Genomic DNA, 15,897 nt, shown 5'->3' on the forward strand with positions numbered 1-15,897 from the left:
GGTTCGGGGGGAAAATTTCGACAAAATTTTAAATCCATATATCAATTCTGTTAAGTCAGCAATCCAGGTATCCATCGGTCCTTTTTCAGGCTCGATTCCCCCCATACCGATACCCGGATTGCTGACAGAAGAAGTTCAATCCCCGGATTCCGACGGGGAATCAAACTACTCCTTCTTCTGGCACCCTCGATGCACCCGCGGTGCGGTAATATCCGGTATCCCGCCCGTGCACCGGCATTTGTCCCTGCGCAGAAGTTCCCCGGCCCCCGGGCTCCTTAAGTTAATTACCCCGCAGGAGCATCATCCTGTAATCCCGGGGGTATACGTCCCCGGGGGAGAAGGTCGGGACATGGACGAGTATCTGGTAGCCCTGCTGGTGATCGGTATCATCCTTAACGGCATCGCGGCGGTCAGTATCGTTTTCCTCGAGCGCAAAAGTCCCACCTCAGCACTTGCATGGCTTATTGTCCTCGTTTTCCTCCCACTTGCGGGGTTCATCCTCTACCTGATCTTCGGCCAGAACATCCATCGCGAACGAATGTTCCGGATCAAGGAACGGGACGACCTTTTCCTCTCAAAGGTTATCGCCGGCCAGCAGGAGGAGCTCCGCTCCGAGGAACTCCGTATCCCGGGGGATTACGGGGGACGGTTCCGCGGTCTGGCGATGATGCTGCTGCAAAGCACGCTGTCGTTCTTCACCATGGACAACAGGGTGGAGATCTTCACTACCGGGGAAGAGAAGTTCGCTGCGCTGTTTCGGGAGATCGAAGCGGCCCGCGACCACATACACCTCGAATACTATATCCTCCGCAACGACGGGCTCGGGCGGAAACTCACCGACCTCCTTACGGAAAAGTGCGGGCAGGGACTCGAGGTCCGCCTGCTCCTCGACGGGCTCGGGTCCGGCGGCCTCCCCCGCCATTTCTTCGATCGTTACCTCGCCGCCGGGGGAAAACTCGCCTATTTCTTTCCTTCCATTGCACCGTTGATCAACCCGCGTATGAACTACAGGAACCACCGGAAGATCGTGGTGATCGACGGGAACACCGGATTCGTGGGAGGGTTCAACGTGGGCGAAGAGTACCTGGGGAAAAACCCCAGGCTCGGCGCGTGGCGGGACACCCACGTCATGATCCGGGGATCCGCCGCGATGGCCCTCCAGCTCCGGTTCATCCTCGACTGGAGTTACGCCTCGAAGGAGTACCTGGGATCAGGACCCCGATATTTCCCGGGGAGCACGGGTGAACAGGGTGCCCTGCTCCAGATCGTTTCCGGAGGGCCCGATGCCCGGTGGAGCCTTATCGAGGACGCGTATCTCAAGATTATCGCTTCCGCCCGGGAGAAGATCTACATCCAGTCCCCCTACTTCGTCCCTGACGAGAGTGTGCTCGATTCGCTCCGGATCGCCTCGCGCTCGGGGGTGGACGTGCGGGTGATGATCCCGAGAAAACGTGACCACCCCTTCGTTCACTGGGCATCGTATTCATTCCTCGGCGACCTGCTCGATTCGGGCGTGAAAGCATACATCTACGAAGGAGGGTTCATTCATGCCAAGAGCATCGTGGTCGACGGGCTGGTCTCCTCCGTGGGGAGTGCAAACTGGGATATCAGGAGTTTCCGATTGAATTTCGAGACCAATGCCTTCATCTACGACAGGGAGATCTCCGGGCGGCTGGAAAAGATCTTCTTCGGAGACCTCGAACACTGTACCCTGGTCACACCCGGCCTTTATGCCGCAAGGAGCGTCAGGGTGAAGATAAAGGAATCCGTATCACGCCTTTTCTCCCCGCTCCTGTAATTACTTGCCGTTCTCTTCCTTCTCCCGGGACACGTAGCGGTTCCAGATCCGGGGCACGTTCTGTTCGTAGTGAATCCGGAGGGAGGGCAGGGTGTAGGGGAGGAAGCGGCCCATGATCACCCCGGCGGAGAGTCCCTTCCCCACGGTGCGGGAGGTGCGTCCCACCACGATATTCTTCCGTTTACGGATGGCATCCAGGAGCTCCGCCCCGTCCCCGACCCTTGCGCAGGTGACCACCGTTCCCGTCTCCCGGAGCAGGTGCCCGTCGGACCCCCCCGTGAATGCGAGGCGGTGCTCATGCGAATATTCCGCCGCTCTCCTGTTAAGCGCGGCGCTCATCCCCCCGCATATGACCTCCAGCCCGTCGATGGGATGCATCACCTCGGGAGGCATGATCTTTTTCTCAACCGCTTTCAGCACCCCCCTGTTGAGCACCGCGTACCCGAACGGGTGGGCGGCTACGATAAGGCAGGAATAGTCTCCCGCCCGTTCGAGCAGTGTGCCCGTGGGAAGCCGGATCGCCATCCAGGGGTTTTCCCTGAGCGCCCTTTCGATAACCCGGTGATAAAAGTCGAGGAGATCGGAGATCTGGTAAAAATAGAACAGGATGTGCGGACCTTCCGGGGTACTTACCTCGATCCCGGGGATTACTGCGATCGAACGTTCTTCGCTGCAGGCCGCTTTGGCCCCGGAAACGACGTTATGGTCGGTGATGGCAAAGCCGAACCCATGATGCCCGGCCCTGGCGAGGAGGTCCCGCACCGCGGGGAGCCCGTCCGAGTGACGGGAATGGACGTGCATGTCCACCGCGAGGTATCCGTCCCGTGCCAGCGCGTCGTGGTCCGGGATGGCGAACGAGACTCCCGGATGGCCTGATGAAGCCGGTCCCCGCATACGGATCGGGTCAGAGCTCTTTGATGATCTCCATGGTGTGCCCTGCGGGGACGGCGACCATGGTCTCGGTCCTGACCTCTCCCTGCTCGCCGAGGATCAGGAGCGCCCTCATCATCTCTTCCTCCCCCGGCGCTTCAACCAGGGCGACGAAATCGTATCTCCCGAATGTATGGAAGAGTTCGATGAGGTTTCCTCCGACACAGCGGAATATATCCCGTGACTGGAGCATTCTCCCGTGTGCATCCCTGATCTTCGAGAGCCCTTTCTCGGTGAAGTTACCGAGCACAATATAGTGCGGCATGGATGTCTCTTTCTCCTGATGGTACAGAACGGCCAGATCAACAAAAAAAGTTACGGCCACACCGCGAAGGAAAGGTGAAGAGGTGGACTTGATATCGAACCGGCGGATTCACGAACCACCCTGATGTTTCGCAGGGATTTATGGCAGACTGGCAGAAACCGTGTATACGAGAATCATGTTCATCACGCCGGACGGGATCCGGACAAACGAGGAATGGATCATCTGGCTCCTCGGGGAGGAGTTTCATGAGAAGGCCGGGGCCGAGATGCTGGTCCAGCGCACCCATCTCTCCCCGGAACAGGTGGATGAGGCTGTGCGGAATCTCGAGCGCGTAAAGGCACTGCGGGCGGAACGGCAGGCAGGGGTTCTTTCAAAGGTGTTCATGCTCCCCTACGGCCGGACCCTCGTCGCAGACCTGAAGGAAAGATTGGGCAGATAAGCGCCCCGCCCAAGGCCGTGCTCCTTTCCCCTGGGGACGACCCGGCTTTATTCCCTCCCGTAGTGCATCGTGAAGAGGGTCAGGTATTCGTCTGCATAGCAGGGAGAATCGCAGCGCAGGGAAAATTCCGGGCCGAATGACGAGGCGAAGAGATCGTTCCACTGGCTCCGGAGCATGTGATAGTCTTTCCTGACCCCCCGGTGCTCGGTGAGGAACGAGACCAGTTCGGTGATCAGGAACAGGTCCACGCACGCGATCGCGACCTCGACGGGAGCGTCGTGGGAGAACACGAAATCGATGATCCTGCCGTAGGACTGGTAGAGCGAGAGGGCCAGTTCCGGGCTCCCGTATTCGGGGGTATCGTTGTTGGCATCGAGCTCGAAAAGGAGAAAATGATCGATCATGGGGGCGAGCCGCGCGAGCTGCACCCGCTTCTCTTCGATCGGCATATGGTGGAAGGCCAGGGAACTGATCGCGAGGTCGTAGTGTCCCTTGAGTTTACCGGAAAACTCCTGGAACGAGTGATTTATCGTGGTGACGGAGGCATCCGGGAACGCTTCCCGGACCTCTGTTTCCGCGAGGGAAAGCATTGCCGGCGAAGGGTCGACCAGCATCACCTCCGCCACGTTCCCGGCCTTTCCCGACGCGGTGAGAGACTCGAGGAGCGTTACGGTGAGGGTGCCGTTGCCGCACCCGATGTCCATCATCCTGAGGGGTTCGCGGAATTCGGGGAGCGAATGGGTCGCCTGGGAGACGAACCGTTCCCGGGCCGATGCCATAACCGGTACGCCGGAGAAATGGATGAACGGACGGGGATCCCGGAACACGACGTCAGGCTGGACAAACCTCCCTTCGTGCCGCTCGAGGAACCCGATGAGAAATGCCGAAGAGAAGAGGCCGTCCTCTTCGATCACCGTCCCGGACGCGAGCCATTCCCTGCCTGCCTCCCGCATCCCTTTCGAGATCAGGAGGGTACCGAGGTAAAAGTGGAACGCGGGCAGGAGATTCTTCCTGACCGGGCACGGGATGTCGCCCGGTAGTGCACCGGTGCGGAGTACCTCTGCGGCCATCCTCTTCCAGTGGGCCGCCTCCCGGTGCGATAAGAACAGCATGTAACATTGTTCGCCTCTGCGGGTGAGAAATCTTCCTTTCTTGATGCACGCGGATCGGGGCGACAGGTATTAATGAGCGAATCGTGAATAGTTCCCCAATCACGCTATGACGACGAACCTGGAAACTTGGACCTGCACGGGAGCGGCGCTCCTGCTCCTGGCCATGCTCGCGGTCCCGGCGGGGGCGATCGAGACGGTACCCCTCGGCGAAGGATGGAACATCTTCTCGACTCCTGTATCCCTCCAGGCGGGCCAGGACACGTTCTCCGCCATTTTTGCCGAGGGACGGGGAGATAACCTCTCGATTATCATCACCTGGGACGACGGCATGTGGGTCATTCCGGATCCCGGGTATCACGTCGGGCCACTCGAGGCGTATTATATAAAGAACAACGGCTGGGCGGAAGCGGTCCTGGTACCGTCGACGAGCCTTGCCCCCCCGCCTTCCCGTGAACTTGCCGCCGGCATCAACCTGTTCGGGCCGGCCCCACCCTATGAAAACTCGACGTTCGTCCCCCAGAGTGTGGAGGAAGCCCTGATCACGGTTGAGGAGGTCGAGGGCGGCCTTCCCGGGTACGTCATGGTGATCAGTCCTGCGCACGGCCAGCCCGGCTGGGTCTACACCCCGGGCATGCCCGGACGTGAGATGCTCCCCTTCAAGGGATACTGGGTGATCATGGAGAACCCCGGCATGGTGGGCGGATTTACCAGTACTCCGCTCCCGGGATAATGATTTTCTTTTTTTAGTCACCCCGGTCTTATCGGTTATGCAGATCTGTTGCGGCCTCCTTCAGACGTTACGCGGGATTCTGACGAAAGAGAATCTGCGCTGTATCACGCTCCAGTGATATGCTCCACGGTTTCGTCACTCCCGGTGGACCTGTACCGGACCATGGCGCCGGAAAACCGCCTGTCGCTGTTGATATTGGGTGTGTAGGGGTCCCGCTGCATCCGGAAACCCGCCACGTCCCAGGATGGCAGGATTCGTACTATTATCCAGGAGTATCGGGGAATGGTATTCCGGGAAATGTCTCAAAAAGGGATTCTACCACGCCCACAAAAGATATCCATATGGTCTTCCCTGGATCCAATTGGACGACTTCTCTTCGCACCGAATCAGGGGTCCGCCGGTCAGCTTCCACCAAGACGTCGGAAGACCCTCGCAAGCCGTCGCATCCCTTCCTTGATCTCCTCCTCGGTCGGACTTGAGAAGTTCAACCTGATAAGGTCGTCCCCGCCGCCGTCCACGAAGAAGGGTGTCCCCGGAAGGACCGCAACTTTTTCGCGGATACCCTCTTCGAACACGCGGGAAGCAGAGATTTCCGGAGGCAGGCGGGCGACCAGGAACATCCCTCCCTGCGGACGGGTATGGGACACCCCGGGAGGGAGGAGGTCGTCGATCTCGTCGCACATCACACTGCACTGTCCGGCATATGCATCGGAGACCCTCCGAATGTGGGCGTCGAGGTCGTGTCCGGCCAGGTAACGGGAGAGCACCATCTGGCAGAGATGGTTTGAATGAAGATCCGCGGCCTGTTTTGCCACGTTGAACTGCCCGATCACCGGTTCGGGGCCGTAAATCCAACCGATACGCATCCCGGGGGCGACGGTCTTGGAGAAGGAGCCCGAGAGCACGGACTGTTCCGGGATGAGTGCCGAGACGGGGGGTCGCGGCCGGTGATCGAAGAAGAGCTCGCCGAAGGCATCATCCTCGTAGAATATTGTATCGCTTTCCTCTATGGTCTCGGCGACCATACGCCGGGACTCCGTCGAGTACGTCGCCCCTGACGGGTTCTGGGAGTTGGGAATGGCGTAAAATAATCCCGGCCGGGCATCCCTGATCACCGCGGCGAACCGTTCCGGGTCGGGTCCCTCCTCGCCGAGGGGGACACCGTGAAATACGGGCTCGTAGAGGGAAAAAGCCTCAATTGCACCGAGATATCCGGGGCTTTCCATCCCGATGCCATCCCCCGGGTTCACAAAGATCTTTGCGACCAGGTCGAGGCATTGCTGTGAGCCGTTCACGATCTGGATATTTTCCGGCGTAGCGGGGAGCCCGAGCCTTTTCCGGTACCGTTCCGCGATATACTCCCTGAGGGGGCGATATCCGTCGGTGGTGGAATACTGCAGCGCTTCCTGGCCCTCGTGTTCCAGCACTTCTTCGGCCGCCCGGGCTATTCCTTCCGTATCGATGAACCTGCTCCCCGGGAGGCCCCCGGCGAAGGAGAGTATTTCCGGGTCCCTGGAAACGGCAAAAAGGGTTCCCAGGAAAGATTCCGGAGCCCGCCGCATTCGGTCGGCAAACCGATAGGAGTGTTCCATGCGTCCTAAAGGTCTCTCCCCGGGCTCTTCAAGGAAACGGAAAGGTTCCCCGGAGAGGGTCACAGGTCTCACACCGGTTCTCCGTTCCCTTCGCGGGGAACAGACTTTTTCAGGTCCGTTTGCCGGGTTCGCCCTTCTCCGCGACCGGCTCCTGCTGGATCACGGTGACCGTTTCGGTCTGCGAGGCGACTGTGATGTCGGGTTCGACTTCGAGTCGTTCCAGGATCAGCCGCGAGAGACGGGTGTTCACCACCCTGCGGTTCCGGACGTCCGTGGTATACCGTGCATAGAGTGCGATCCAGTTGTCGGTGAACCTGAGGTAGACCGCGGGCTCGATCACGCTCCGGGAGAGGTAGTATTTTTCCCCGAGACGCTCGATCTCCGCCTCGGCCCGCGAGGTCACCTCCCCGGTCTCCCGGGTGATCACCTCGGTGATGATGGAAATCGCCTTTTTCCAGTCGCTGTTGTAGGTAACCGGGATGAAAATCTCGTCCCAGATGAAGGAATGGTCTTTTGTATAGTTGTGGACCGTGTGGGCGATCACGAGCCCGTTCGGGACCAGGTTGATCCTTCCTGTCGCCTGGTCGCCGTCGACCCACTCCCGGATCTCCATCAGCGTGCTGTTCATCAGCCCGATGTCCATTACGTCGCCGTAAAACCCTTCGATCTCGATCCGGTCTCCGACCCGGAAGAGGTTCCCGCCCATGATAATGATACTTCCCACGAAATTTTTGAAGACGTCCTGAAGGGCAAACGCGATCGCCGCCCCGATAATTCCGAATGTCACCAGGAGGGAAGAGGGGTCCTGCACCACAAGGAGCATAGAGACGACCAGGAAAATAACGATCGACAGGACGTAAAAGACCTTGTTCAGGGAGTACCTGGTCCGTTTATCGCTTATTCGGCTCGACCCGAACTTGATTAACAGGATCTCGAAGACCAGGTAGGTGACGGTCGCCACCAGGAGTACGGTCGCGAGATCCTGCAGGTACATGTTCTGGTAGGTGAGGGTCGCCGCCCAGCTCGCAATCGTCGAGATGAGCAAAGCGGTGAAGGTGAGTAGCTCCCTTGCCAGAATATTCCACCATCCCGGATCAGGGCGCCTTCCCGGGACGGGGCAGTCCCGGGGCGGGCGACACTATCCAGTCCAAGTCTGGACATGGATTCTATAAAATAGCTCCGGCAGACCGTGCTCCCGGCTCCCCGGTTTTCCGGCCAACTATCGGGACAATATGCAGAGCTGAAAAGAGAATATGTGGAGATTCCCGGAAGATCCGGAGTCTTCCGCGATACCAGGTTATTCCGGCTCGAATCCCCGCCCGAACCCTCGTTTATAGAGGTCTTCGTTGTTTCTCAGCCATTCCGCGGTGGTATGAAACCCGTTATCCTCGGCCTTCTTGATCACCTGTGAATAGTCGAGCGTGTAGTGGATCTCGCGGTTTATCACCGTCAGCTCTTCATAGACTTTCCGGGGAACTTTGACCTTTGCCATAGCTCTCTTGAAAAATGTGGCATCGGGAAGGAGATAAACCCTCTCACGTTATTTTCGGGAATTAAAGGAAGAAATGACAAATAAAAAATGGATAATCTTATAACCATGGAGATATATGTACGATTTGGTGGAAAAACTGATGCGCTATTCTTTACTGCTTGTGAGTGTCCTTCTAATATTTGCGATATCCGGTGCCGGCTCGGTAATGGCCGCCGAATTAACCCCTCTCGGATATAAAGATCTCGATACAGCCTTTAAAGCACCTACCGTAAAGTCACTGGGGTTCAAGGATTACGATGCTGCCTTTACCGCACCGGCTCTCAAGCTGACAGGCTTTAAAACCCTTGATGCGGCTTTTACCGCACCGACTGTAAAGCCTTTAGGTTATAAAACCTATGATGCAGCCTTTACCGCACCGGCATTCAAGCTGACAGGCTTTAAAACCCTTGATGCGGCTTTTACCGCACCGACCGTTAAGCCTTTAGGGTTTAAAACTTATGATGCTGCCTTCGCTATTCCGACCATTAAAAGGACAAGTCCGTAAGTGATGTGAGCATACTACCAATTTCCGTCTATTTTTCAGAGAATTTTTGAATTTACATATGGTCTAGCGAAGAACTGCAAGGATAATGCAATTAAAGATTAATTTATTTCATTAACAGGAAATAGGAGATTGATTTTCGTGGTTTTTCAGGCGGGTTATCTGTTTATGTTCAGGAAAAGATAATGGAGGCCCTGGAATGGCAACGAGACCTCAACGTAATTTGGAAAGTAGGAACGAAACGGCACCCGGTAACCCGGGAACTGAAGCGATTACCCTCAGGGCCGCCATCGACGCCGATAAGGAACCGGTCATGCAGATCTTCAATCACTATGCGACCGCGAGTTTTGCAGCATATCCTGACGGACCGGTGCCGGAAAGGATGTTCGATCTCCTGCAAGGAGAGGCGCTCGCTCTTATCGTGGCCGAATCCGGAGGTACGGTGATAGGCTTTGGCATGCTGAAACCGTTCATGCCGTTTACGGCGTTCCGTTCTGCGGCAACAGCCAGTTATTTCATCGGGCCCGGGCATACCCGCGTCGGAGTAGGGACGATGATCCTCGAACGGCTCGAACACACGGCGAAGGACGCGGGGGTGACGACGCTCCTGGTGCACATCTCCTCGAAAAACGAGGCGAGTATCCGTTTTCACCAGAGAAACGGGTTCGCGGAAGTAGGAAGGTTACATTCCGTGGGCAGGAAATTCGGAGAGTCCTTCGATATTGTATGGATGCAAAAGGATATCGGGTCGACCGGATAGACCTGACCTTGCATTCCGGCTACCGCGTGTGTCCCTTCTAAAGCCGTTCTATCTGAAGGGACTTCAGTTCGTCGCTCGGGATCAGGCGGCTTTCCCGCGGGGACCTGATGACCACCGAGATGTTATTGATCTTCTCGCACAGCCCTGAGACCTGGTGACCGTCCGGGAATGTAATCTGGTATCGCTGACCGACCTTGATATTCATACGGTATCCTGATACATACCGGTACTATAAAAAATTTAGGTGGCGGAGGGGGTAATGTCACGGAGTGCAAAAAAATATCACTGATATCTGACCATTTTTAAGAATTATCAGATATCCGGGATATGTTGAATTTTCCGGCTCCCTTGTACGAGGTGCCTCATGAAGATTTTTTTTTGAGTGTCAGAACCAGTTCCCTGTTGTTTTCAGCGGAAACATCTTCACGGTCGGGCAGACACGAATCCGTACGCGGGAGAGAGTCTGCCAGGGTGTGTTCACGTACCCCCGGGACTGGAACCCTTATTGTTCCTCCTTCGCCTCTTCGGTGAGCTCCGCTTCGATCCGCTTTGCCCTCTTGGTGAGAACCTCAAGCAGTCGTTCCTCCTCCACCGCATGCCGCTCGTCGGGGGTGAGCTTCTCCGGGAGCCAGGACGGGGCCTGTTTGTCCTTGTAATAGTTCCTGATCGCCCGGCGAAGCGCCCCGACTGCCAGGATCCCGCAGTGGGACTTCACCACGGGGAGTGTCCCGAGATCGTCCGATATATCTTTCCAACTGATCTTCCAGGCCTCTTCCAGGGACTTTCCCTTCGCCATAACGGTCATCACGCTTGATGCCGCGATGTTTGCGGCACACCCGTAGCTCTCGAACATCGCCTCCCTGATGATCCCGGTCTCCCTGTCGATACGGAGGTACACGGCGACCATGTCCCCGCATGCCAGGCTCCCCGCGAGCGCTTCAGCGTCGGGGTTCTCCATCTTCCCCAGGTTCACGGGGTTCCTGAACAGTTCCAGGACTTTCGGGTTATAGGCAAGTGGTATACGACTCGACATCTTTTCAACCTCCTCTCCCGAACGGGGAGAGCGACCGGATCCTGTTCACCGCCTCCGGGATGCAGGAGCGCACGTACGCGATCTGCTCGTCGGTGTGGAACGGGGTGGTCTTCATCAGGATGCTCCCGTGTGCCTCCTCGTACTTCCTGTGGATTGCGAGGAGTACGTGGCTCGGCTCGAGGATTCTGCTCGAGCAGGCGCTCCCGCTCGAGACGTATACCCCCTTTAAGGACAGCTCGATGGTGAGGGCCTCGCCTTCGCAGTAGAGCACGCTGATATTCGCGTTATCCGGAGATCTTTTCTTCCCGGACGGGCCGTTCAGGAGGGTATCGTCCACGGTTCCCAGGATCCCGTCGATCAGCCCGTCACGCAACCGGCTCATCCGCCCGAGGTACTCCCCTGCATGCGCCTGCATAAGGGTGGCCGCAGTGGAAAAACCCACGATGGCCGGGACGTTCTCCACCCCCGGCCAGAGTTTCTGGGTAGAAAGCTGCCCCTGGAGGACCGGTTTGAGCTCGATACCCTCCCTGACGTAGAGTGCCCCTGACCCTTTGGGCCCGTATATCTTGTGGCCCGAGAAGGACGCCATGTCAGCACCCGATGCCCCGAGGTCGAGGGGAACCTTGCAGAATGCGTCGCAGGCATCGAGATGGACCTTCACCCCGGGATCGCGGTCGCGGATGATCTCTATGATCGCCCGGGTGTCCTGGACCGTGCCGATCTCGTGGTTGACCGGGGCGACGCTCACGAGGAGGGTCTCCTTGTCCACTTCACGTGCGAGCGCTTCCTGGTCGACGAACCCCTCGCGGTCGACCGGGACCTTCACCACCGAAAACCCCCGGTTCTTCAGTTCCTCCGCGGGGAAGACCACGCTCAGGTGCTCGATGGCGGAGATGACGATCTTTTTCCTTCCCTCGGGAGCGGTCATCGCGAGGCCATTGATGGCCAGGTTATTCGCTTCGGTGCCGCTGTGGGTGTATGCGATCTCGTCGGGTTTGCAGTGCATTGCCTCCGCAAGTGCCAGTGTTGAAGTATAGAGTGTCTCGTAGGCTTCCCATCCTTTCCGGTTGGTTATCGCGGGATGGCCCTGGCCGCTTTCCAGATACGCGGCCCGCATCGCTTCGAGGGCTTCGGGAAAGATCATCCCGGAGTTCTCAGAATCGAGGTAAACCTCCTTGTCGGGAACGCCGTGCGAGTCGAGCAGCGCCCTGATGTCCCGGGACATGTCGCTGTAGATCATCCTGCGACCCTGATGTAGATCTCGTATACCTCGCCCGACTTCCCGGATGCGAGGAATTCGTGCCCTGTTCCAGAAGCCCACTCTTTCACGTCCGATGGAGCCCCCTGGTCGGTGGCGAGCAGTTTGATCACCTGGCCGGGGCGGGCTTTCCCCACCGCTTCGGCGAGCGCGATCATCGGACCGGGGCATGATTTGTATTTCGCGTCCACCACGATATCGGCGTTCATGACTTCACCACCTCGTGACGATGAAGGGAAGAGAGCCGACTCCACACCTTCGGGGGTTCGTGTTCACGTCTCGCCGCCTCTCTCATATCCTGAAGAGGCCCCATCCATTGTGGTCCGGCGTTCACGGCAGATCACCTCAGGAGATAAAGAGCGAGACATTCGAGTCCTTCGCCTTCGAGAGGAAGGTCGCTGCTCCCACGATATCGTTCACATAACTTTCCAGGTCTTCCGATTTGAGCCCGAACATCCCGAGCGACGCCGAGCACGCGTAGACCCTGATCTTCCCGGTGGAGATGCCCTGGGAGAGGACGTTTCTCCAGTCCGGGATCGACCCGGAAGCAAGTGCTTCGGAGAATCGGGGTTCATACTCCTTGTAATCGAGGCTCACACCGGAAGGCTGGAATCCTTTCTTTAAGGAGAGCAGGCCCCAGAATGTAAAGAACATCTCCACGTCCCACCCGGATATCGCCGCAGTGGTGCCGAGTGTGGCCGCAGGGAACAGTTTGTCCATCTTCTCAGATGCGACGATCAATGCAAGTTTTGGCATCTTATACGACCTCCATCCACGCGATTTTACACAGAATAAGAGTAAGGGGTTAAATAGGTATGGTCGGCGGGGAACGCACCCCGGGGGCGGTGAAGGCTTCGTATGCGAATAACGCAAAGACTGGGAAACGGGACGAAAACAGCTGATTTTCAAACCCGGAGTATCCTTAACTACCGGGTGTCGGGCTTCCCGAATCCCCGGTAGGCTCCTTTCGGGACCGAAATAACGAACCGCGCTCCCTTTCCCGGTTCACCGTTCTCCGCGATGGAGATCCCGGTGATCGCCAGGATCTCCCTGGAAAGGAACAGGCCGAGACCGGTATGTTTTCCAAAACCATGTTCGAAGAGATGAGCCTTGTCTTCCGGCGGGATCCCGACCCCGTCGTCTGCAAATACTATGGTCATTTCCTTGCCGGTCTCGTGACACGTGACCGTGATTGTCGTGAACGGTGGAGCATATCGGAGGGAATTATCGATCAGGTTATAGAACACCTTCAACAGTAGGGGGTCGGCAAATATCTCCGCACCGCTGCACGTAACGGTCAGGGTCACCTGCGAGAGGTCGAACGCCTTCGCGGCGGCGGTTACCAGATCCCTGATATTCTGCCATGTCGACGCATTGACCCCAATCTCCTGATATTCCCTGGTGAACTCGATCTGGTGCTGAATCGTCTTTACCGCCTGATACAGGTGGCCGAAATATTCCTTCACTTCGGGGCTTTTTTCCGCGTCGCCGGCAAGTTCGAGATATCCCTCGAGGATCGCGACCTGGTTCAGGATATCGTGCCGGGTGATCCCGGAGAGCAGGTTGAGTTTCTTGTTTGCCTGGCGGAGGGCATTTTCGGCTCCGACCTGGTCGGTGATATCCATGATCGAGACCAGGACCTTTTGCCAGGTCGATTCGTATCCGGGTACGATGGAGCACCGGATCAGGATATTCATCGCTTCCCCGTTCAGCCTACAGTTGATGCTTTCTCCATGGAATTCGAGAGCTCCGGAGGCGAAGGACACGATCTCATCCCGGAACGCGGCGTAGGAATCCCCGGTGAAGATCGGACCGATACCTTGAGAAAACGGTTCTTCGGATTCTACCCCGTACATAGCCCTGGTCGCCGCATTGATCTTGTTCACCTTTACCATCCGGGTGCAGGCGATCAGGTCGTCGGGATGGGTCGCGAAATGCCCGGAAATGTCCTTGACTCCTTCCTCATGTTTTGCGTCAATCCAGGATTTCACCGCGGAAATATCCTCTTCCCACAGGGAGACCGGGGATTCCTCGAAGAGCACTCGATACCTCTTTTCGCTCTCGATCATTGCCTCTTCTGTGCGCTTCCGGTCGGTAATATCGGTCATTACCAGGAGCACGCAGGGCTCGTTCATGTAGGTAATGCGCGAACCCCGGAGTATCACGGTCGTGTTGTGGTCGTGCCCGGTCAGGATCTCCACCTCGTAAGGGTTGAGGTTCTCCCCGGAGAAGCGACGCTTCAGGTTTTGCTCCACATCGTCCCGTTGCGCCCCGACTATGTACGCGGGTCCGTAGGTCCCGATGACCTGCCCGGCCGGGAGGCCGATACTGTTCAGCGCGGCGGCATTGGCGTACCGGATTATTCCTTTATCGTCATAGATAACGATGAAATCGGGGAGGTTCTCCACGAGACCGCGGTTGAACTCCTCGCTTTCGCGGAGCGCCTTTTCGGCCATTACCCGATCCGTGATATCCGCCATGACATAATTGAACCCTGTGACGGTCCCCTCGGTCAGGATGGGGGTCTCGGTGACCCTGATGTTCCGTTCCTTCCCTTCCCGGGTCAGGATCCTGAAGACATTTTCGCTGCATTCACCGTCGTCCCTCCGGGCGAAGATTTCCGATACCCGGGGGAGGTCATCGGGATGGACAAAGAGGCTGAAGTGTTTGCCCGTCACCTCTTCCGGGGAATACCCGTAGAGCCTGCCGATAACCGGGCTCACATACCTGATGATGCCCTGGAGATCAATGGTCAGGATAACGTCGCTGATATTCTCGACCAGCTGGCGGTAATGCTCACGGCTTTTTCTCACCTCCTCCTGCATTCGTCTCCGTTCGGTGACATCGAGGATTATTCCGTCGATCGATACGACGGTTCCCCCATGGTTCACCGCCGGGCGCCCGCGTTCGACATAGGTGCAGATCCTCCCTGATTTGTGGCGGAAGCGGTATTCTACCTCGAACGGTTTATTTTGCAGGATGGCCTCTTCCACAGCAGCCAGGACCCGGGCACGATCCTCCGGCAGAATGAACGAATCGATGGAGCAGACCTTCCCCGATTTCAATTCCTTTTGAGTATATCCCGTCAGTACCGGCACCTGGTCGTTGAAGAACTCCATTCTGTTCCCCTCCGGAGTGACATAAAGCCGGTAGACGATCCCCGGAAGGTTCCGGGCAAGCGTGCGAAACCGCTCTTCGCTCTCCCGGAGGTCATTCTCCTCTTTTTTCCTTGCGGTAACATCTGAGATTGACATCCGGACCCGGCTCGTTCCAGGTTCGGTGCCGCGAACGCCTGTCCCGTCGACCCGGATGAAGACCGGGGTTGCCTCACCACGGAGGAGTTCGAGTTCACACGTCTGCATCTGTTCGTGCCGAAGGGCGTTATCGATAAACGCAAGGAAAACCGGGATGCTTGACTGGTGCAGAAACGACTGGAAACGCCTCCCGAGAATCTTCTCCCGCACGATCCGGAGGAGCCTGCACCCTGTCAGGTTCGCCTCGAGAACCCTTCCGGCAGTGTCGACGGTGAAATATCCCACGGGTGCGAAGTTATAGAGGTCTTCGTACTTCTCCCGGAGAACCTCTGCGTCTCTCCGGGCCCGTTCCAGATCCTCGTTCTGCAGCTCGAGCTCGACCTGGTGTACCTGAAGCTCGTGGATCAGTGCCTGATCGTCGGTAATCTGCGAAACTGGCGGCGTTTGTGCCGCCTTCAGATTTATCGTCTCTTCTGCACGTTCACGCAGCGTCCCGGAAATATCCTCTGCAGATTCTTTGGTTTTTCTTTTCTTCTCCCCCACTCACGTTCTCCCCCCTGATTTTTCCATGTTGCGGCCCGGTACGATGATTCTATCGGTGTACCGAATGCCTGATCTTCCCGGGCGGTCCCCTTCCGGACCGATCATTGCCATATATCACATGCCCGCCGAAGAATTCATCGGACCGAATAA

General features: G+C 57.4%; 17 protein-coding genes. 5 read left to right on the forward strand and 12 right to left on the reverse strand.

Annotation, left to right across the window (positions count from 1 at the left end):
• The first annotated feature begins 349 nt into the window (after window positions 1-349).
• On the forward strand, window positions 350-1,798 hold the full coding sequence (gene cls / locus J2741_RS00055; protein WP_209672902.1) for a cardiolipin synthase: 1,449 nt from the start codon (window positions 350-352) through the stop codon (window positions 1,796-1,798).
• Here the strand turns inward: cls and J2741_RS00060 are convergent, their stop codons facing one another.
• Both J2741_RS00060 and J2741_RS00065 read right to left on the reverse strand, forming a co-directional pair.
• A complete protein-coding gene (locus J2741_RS00060; RefSeq protein WP_209672904.1) occupies window positions 1,799-2,692 on the reverse strand; it encodes a PHP-associated domain-containing protein in 894 nt (297 codons plus the stop codon).
• A gap of 10 nt (window positions 2,693-2,702) precedes the next feature.
• Window positions 2,703-2,993: a GYD domain-containing protein gene (locus tag J2741_RS00065; protein WP_209672906.1), complete on the reverse strand. Its 291-nt coding sequence runs from the start codon at window positions 2,991-2,993 to the stop codon at window positions 2,703-2,705.
• Between the two features lie 160 nt (window positions 2,994-3,153).
• Here J2741_RS00065 and J2741_RS00070 point away from each other — a divergent pair, with 160 nt between their 5' ends.
• Window positions 3,154-3,432, forward strand: coding sequence for a hypothetical protein (locus J2741_RS00070; protein WP_209672908.1), 279 nt, complete (start codon window positions 3,154-3,156; stop codon window positions 3,430-3,432).
• Window positions 3,433-3,479: 47 nt separating this feature from the next.
• On the opposite strand, the gene J2741_RS00075 is transcribed toward J2741_RS00070, so the two are convergent.
• Window positions 3,480-4,544 carry a class I SAM-dependent methyltransferase gene (locus J2741_RS00075; protein ID WP_209672910.1) on the reverse strand — a complete coding sequence of 355 codons (1,065 nt, stop codon included), beginning with the start codon at window positions 4,542-4,544 and terminating at the stop codon, window positions 3,480-3,482.
• A gap of 106 nt (window positions 4,545-4,650) precedes the next feature.
• On the opposite strand from J2741_RS00075, the gene J2741_RS00080 reads away from it, so the two are divergent.
• The gene (locus tag J2741_RS00080; protein WP_209672912.1) at window positions 4,651-5,274 is read left to right on the forward strand and encodes a hypothetical protein; all 624 of its coding nucleotides are present in this window, start codon (window positions 4,651-4,653) and stop codon (window positions 5,272-5,274) included.
• Window positions 5,275-5,675: 401 nt separating this feature from the next.
• Here the strand turns inward: J2741_RS00080 and J2741_RS00085 are convergent, their stop codons facing one another.
• From J2741_RS00085 to J2741_RS00095, 3 genes are all read right to left on the reverse strand, one after another.
• Window positions 5,676-6,866 (reverse strand): aminotransferase-like domain-containing protein, encoded by a 1,191-nt coding sequence (locus J2741_RS00085; protein WP_209672914.1) that lies wholly within the window; start codon window positions 6,864-6,866, stop codon window positions 5,676-5,678.
• 109 nt (window positions 6,867-6,975) lie between these two features.
• Window positions 6,976-7,911, reverse strand: a complete 936-nt coding sequence (locus J2741_RS00090) for a mechanosensitive ion channel family protein (RefSeq protein WP_209672916.1) — start codon at window positions 7,909-7,911, stop codon at window positions 6,976-6,978.
• A gap of 252 nt (window positions 7,912-8,163) precedes the next feature.
• The gene (locus tag J2741_RS00095) at window positions 8,164-8,358 is read right to left on the reverse strand and encodes a hypothetical protein (protein ID WP_209672918.1); all 195 of its coding nucleotides are present in this window, start codon (window positions 8,356-8,358) and stop codon (window positions 8,164-8,166) included.
• A gap of 115 nt (window positions 8,359-8,473) precedes the next feature.
• Here J2741_RS00095 and J2741_RS00100 point away from each other — a divergent pair, with 115 nt between their 5' ends.
• Complete coding sequence (locus J2741_RS00100; protein WP_209672920.1) at window positions 8,474-8,902, forward strand: hypothetical protein; 429 nt, start codon at window positions 8,474-8,476, stop codon at window positions 8,900-8,902.
• Window positions 8,903-9,098: 196 nt separating this feature from the next.
• Window positions 9,099-9,659: a GNAT family N-acetyltransferase gene (locus J2741_RS00105; RefSeq protein ID WP_209672922.1), complete on the forward strand. Its 561-nt coding sequence runs from the start codon at window positions 9,099-9,101 to the stop codon at window positions 9,657-9,659.
• Between the two features lie 37 nt (window positions 9,660-9,696).
• Here the strand turns inward: J2741_RS00105 and J2741_RS00110 are convergent, their stop codons facing one another.
• The 6 genes from J2741_RS00110 to J2741_RS00135 form a co-directional block, all read right to left on the reverse strand.
• Window positions 9,697-9,864, reverse strand: a complete 168-nt coding sequence (locus J2741_RS00110) for a hypothetical protein (protein WP_209672924.1) — start codon at window positions 9,862-9,864, stop codon at window positions 9,697-9,699.
• A gap of 297 nt (window positions 9,865-10,161) precedes the next feature.
• Window positions 10,162-10,692 carry an iron-sulfur cluster assembly scaffold protein gene (locus J2741_RS00115; RefSeq protein WP_209672926.1) on the reverse strand — a complete coding sequence of 177 codons (531 nt, stop codon included), beginning with the start codon at window positions 10,690-10,692 and terminating at the stop codon, window positions 10,162-10,164.
• Between the two features lie 4 nt (window positions 10,693-10,696).
• On the reverse strand, window positions 10,697-11,932 hold the full coding sequence (locus J2741_RS00120) for a cysteine desulfurase family protein (RefSeq protein ID WP_209672928.1): 1,236 nt from the start codon (window positions 11,930-11,932) through the stop codon (window positions 10,697-10,699).
• Window positions 11,929-12,159, reverse strand: coding sequence for a sulfurtransferase TusA family protein (locus J2741_RS00125; protein WP_209672930.1), 231 nt, complete (start codon window positions 12,157-12,159; stop codon window positions 11,929-11,931). Before J2741_RS00125 ends, J2741_RS00120 begins: the two co-directional genes overlap by 4 nt.
• A gap of 136 nt (window positions 12,160-12,295) precedes the next feature.
• Complete coding sequence (locus J2741_RS00130) at window positions 12,296-12,706, reverse strand: DsrE/DsrF/DrsH-like family protein (protein WP_209672932.1); 411 nt, start codon at window positions 12,704-12,706, stop codon at window positions 12,296-12,298.
• A gap of 170 nt (window positions 12,707-12,876) precedes the next feature.
• The gene (locus tag J2741_RS00135; RefSeq protein WP_209672934.1) at window positions 12,877-15,747 is read right to left on the reverse strand and encodes a PAS domain S-box protein; all 2,871 of its coding nucleotides are present in this window, start codon (window positions 15,745-15,747) and stop codon (window positions 12,877-12,879) included.
• Between the last annotated feature and the right edge of the window lie 150 nt (window positions 15,748-15,897).

Source organism: Methanolinea mesophila (genome assembly GCF_017873855.1).
Lineage (GTDB): Archaea > Halobacteriota > Methanomicrobia > Methanomicrobiales > Methanospirillaceae > Methanolinea_B > Methanolinea_B mesophila.

Coding starts and splice junctions, on each gene's coding strand:
- J2741_RS00080 (WP_209672912.1), top strand. CDS start 4,651: ATGACGACGAACCTGGAAACTTGGACCTGCACGGGAGCGGCGCTCCTG.
- J2741_RS00120 (WP_209672928.1), bottom strand. CDS start 11,932: ATGATCTACAGCGACATGTCCCGGGACATCAGGGCGCTGCTCGACTCG.
- J2741_RS00060 (WP_209672904.1), bottom strand. CDS start 2,692: ATGCGGGGACCGGCTTCATCAGGCCATCCGGGAGTCTCGTTCGCCATC.
- J2741_RS00110 (WP_209672924.1), bottom strand. CDS start 9,864: ATGAATATCAAGGTCGGTCAGCGATACCAGATTACATTCCCGGACGGT.
- J2741_RS00095 (WP_209672918.1), bottom strand. CDS start 8,358: ATGGCAAAGGTCAAAGTTCCCCGGAAAGTCTATGAAGAGCTGACGGTG.
- cls (WP_209672902.1), top strand. CDS start 350: ATGGACGAGTATCTGGTAGCCCTGCTGGTGATCGGTATCATCCTTAAC.
- J2741_RS00105 (WP_209672922.1), top strand. CDS start 9,099: ATGGCAACGAGACCTCAACGTAATTTGGAAAGTAGGAACGAAACGGCA.
- J2741_RS00115 (WP_209672926.1), bottom strand. CDS start 10,692: ATGTCGAGTCGTATACCACTTGCCTATAACCCGAAAGTCCTGGAACTG.
- J2741_RS00130 (WP_209672932.1), bottom strand. CDS start 12,706: ATGCCAAAACTTGCATTGATCGTCGCATCTGAGAAGATGGACAAACTG.
- J2741_RS00100 (WP_209672920.1), top strand. CDS start 8,474: ATGTACGATTTGGTGGAAAAACTGATGCGCTATTCTTTACTGCTTGTG.
- J2741_RS00075 (WP_209672910.1), bottom strand. CDS start 4,544: ATGCTGTTCTTATCGCACCGGGAGGCGGCCCACTGGAAGAGGATGGCC.
- J2741_RS00085 (WP_209672914.1), bottom strand. CDS start 6,866: ATGGAACACTCCTATCGGTTTGCCGACCGAATGCGGCGGGCTCCGGAA.
- J2741_RS00125 (WP_209672930.1), bottom strand. CDS start 12,159: ATGAACGCCGATATCGTGGTGGACGCGAAATACAAATCATGCCCCGGT.
- J2741_RS00065 (WP_209672906.1), bottom strand. CDS start 2,993: ATGCCGCACTATATTGTGCTCGGTAACTTCACCGAGAAAGGGCTCTCG.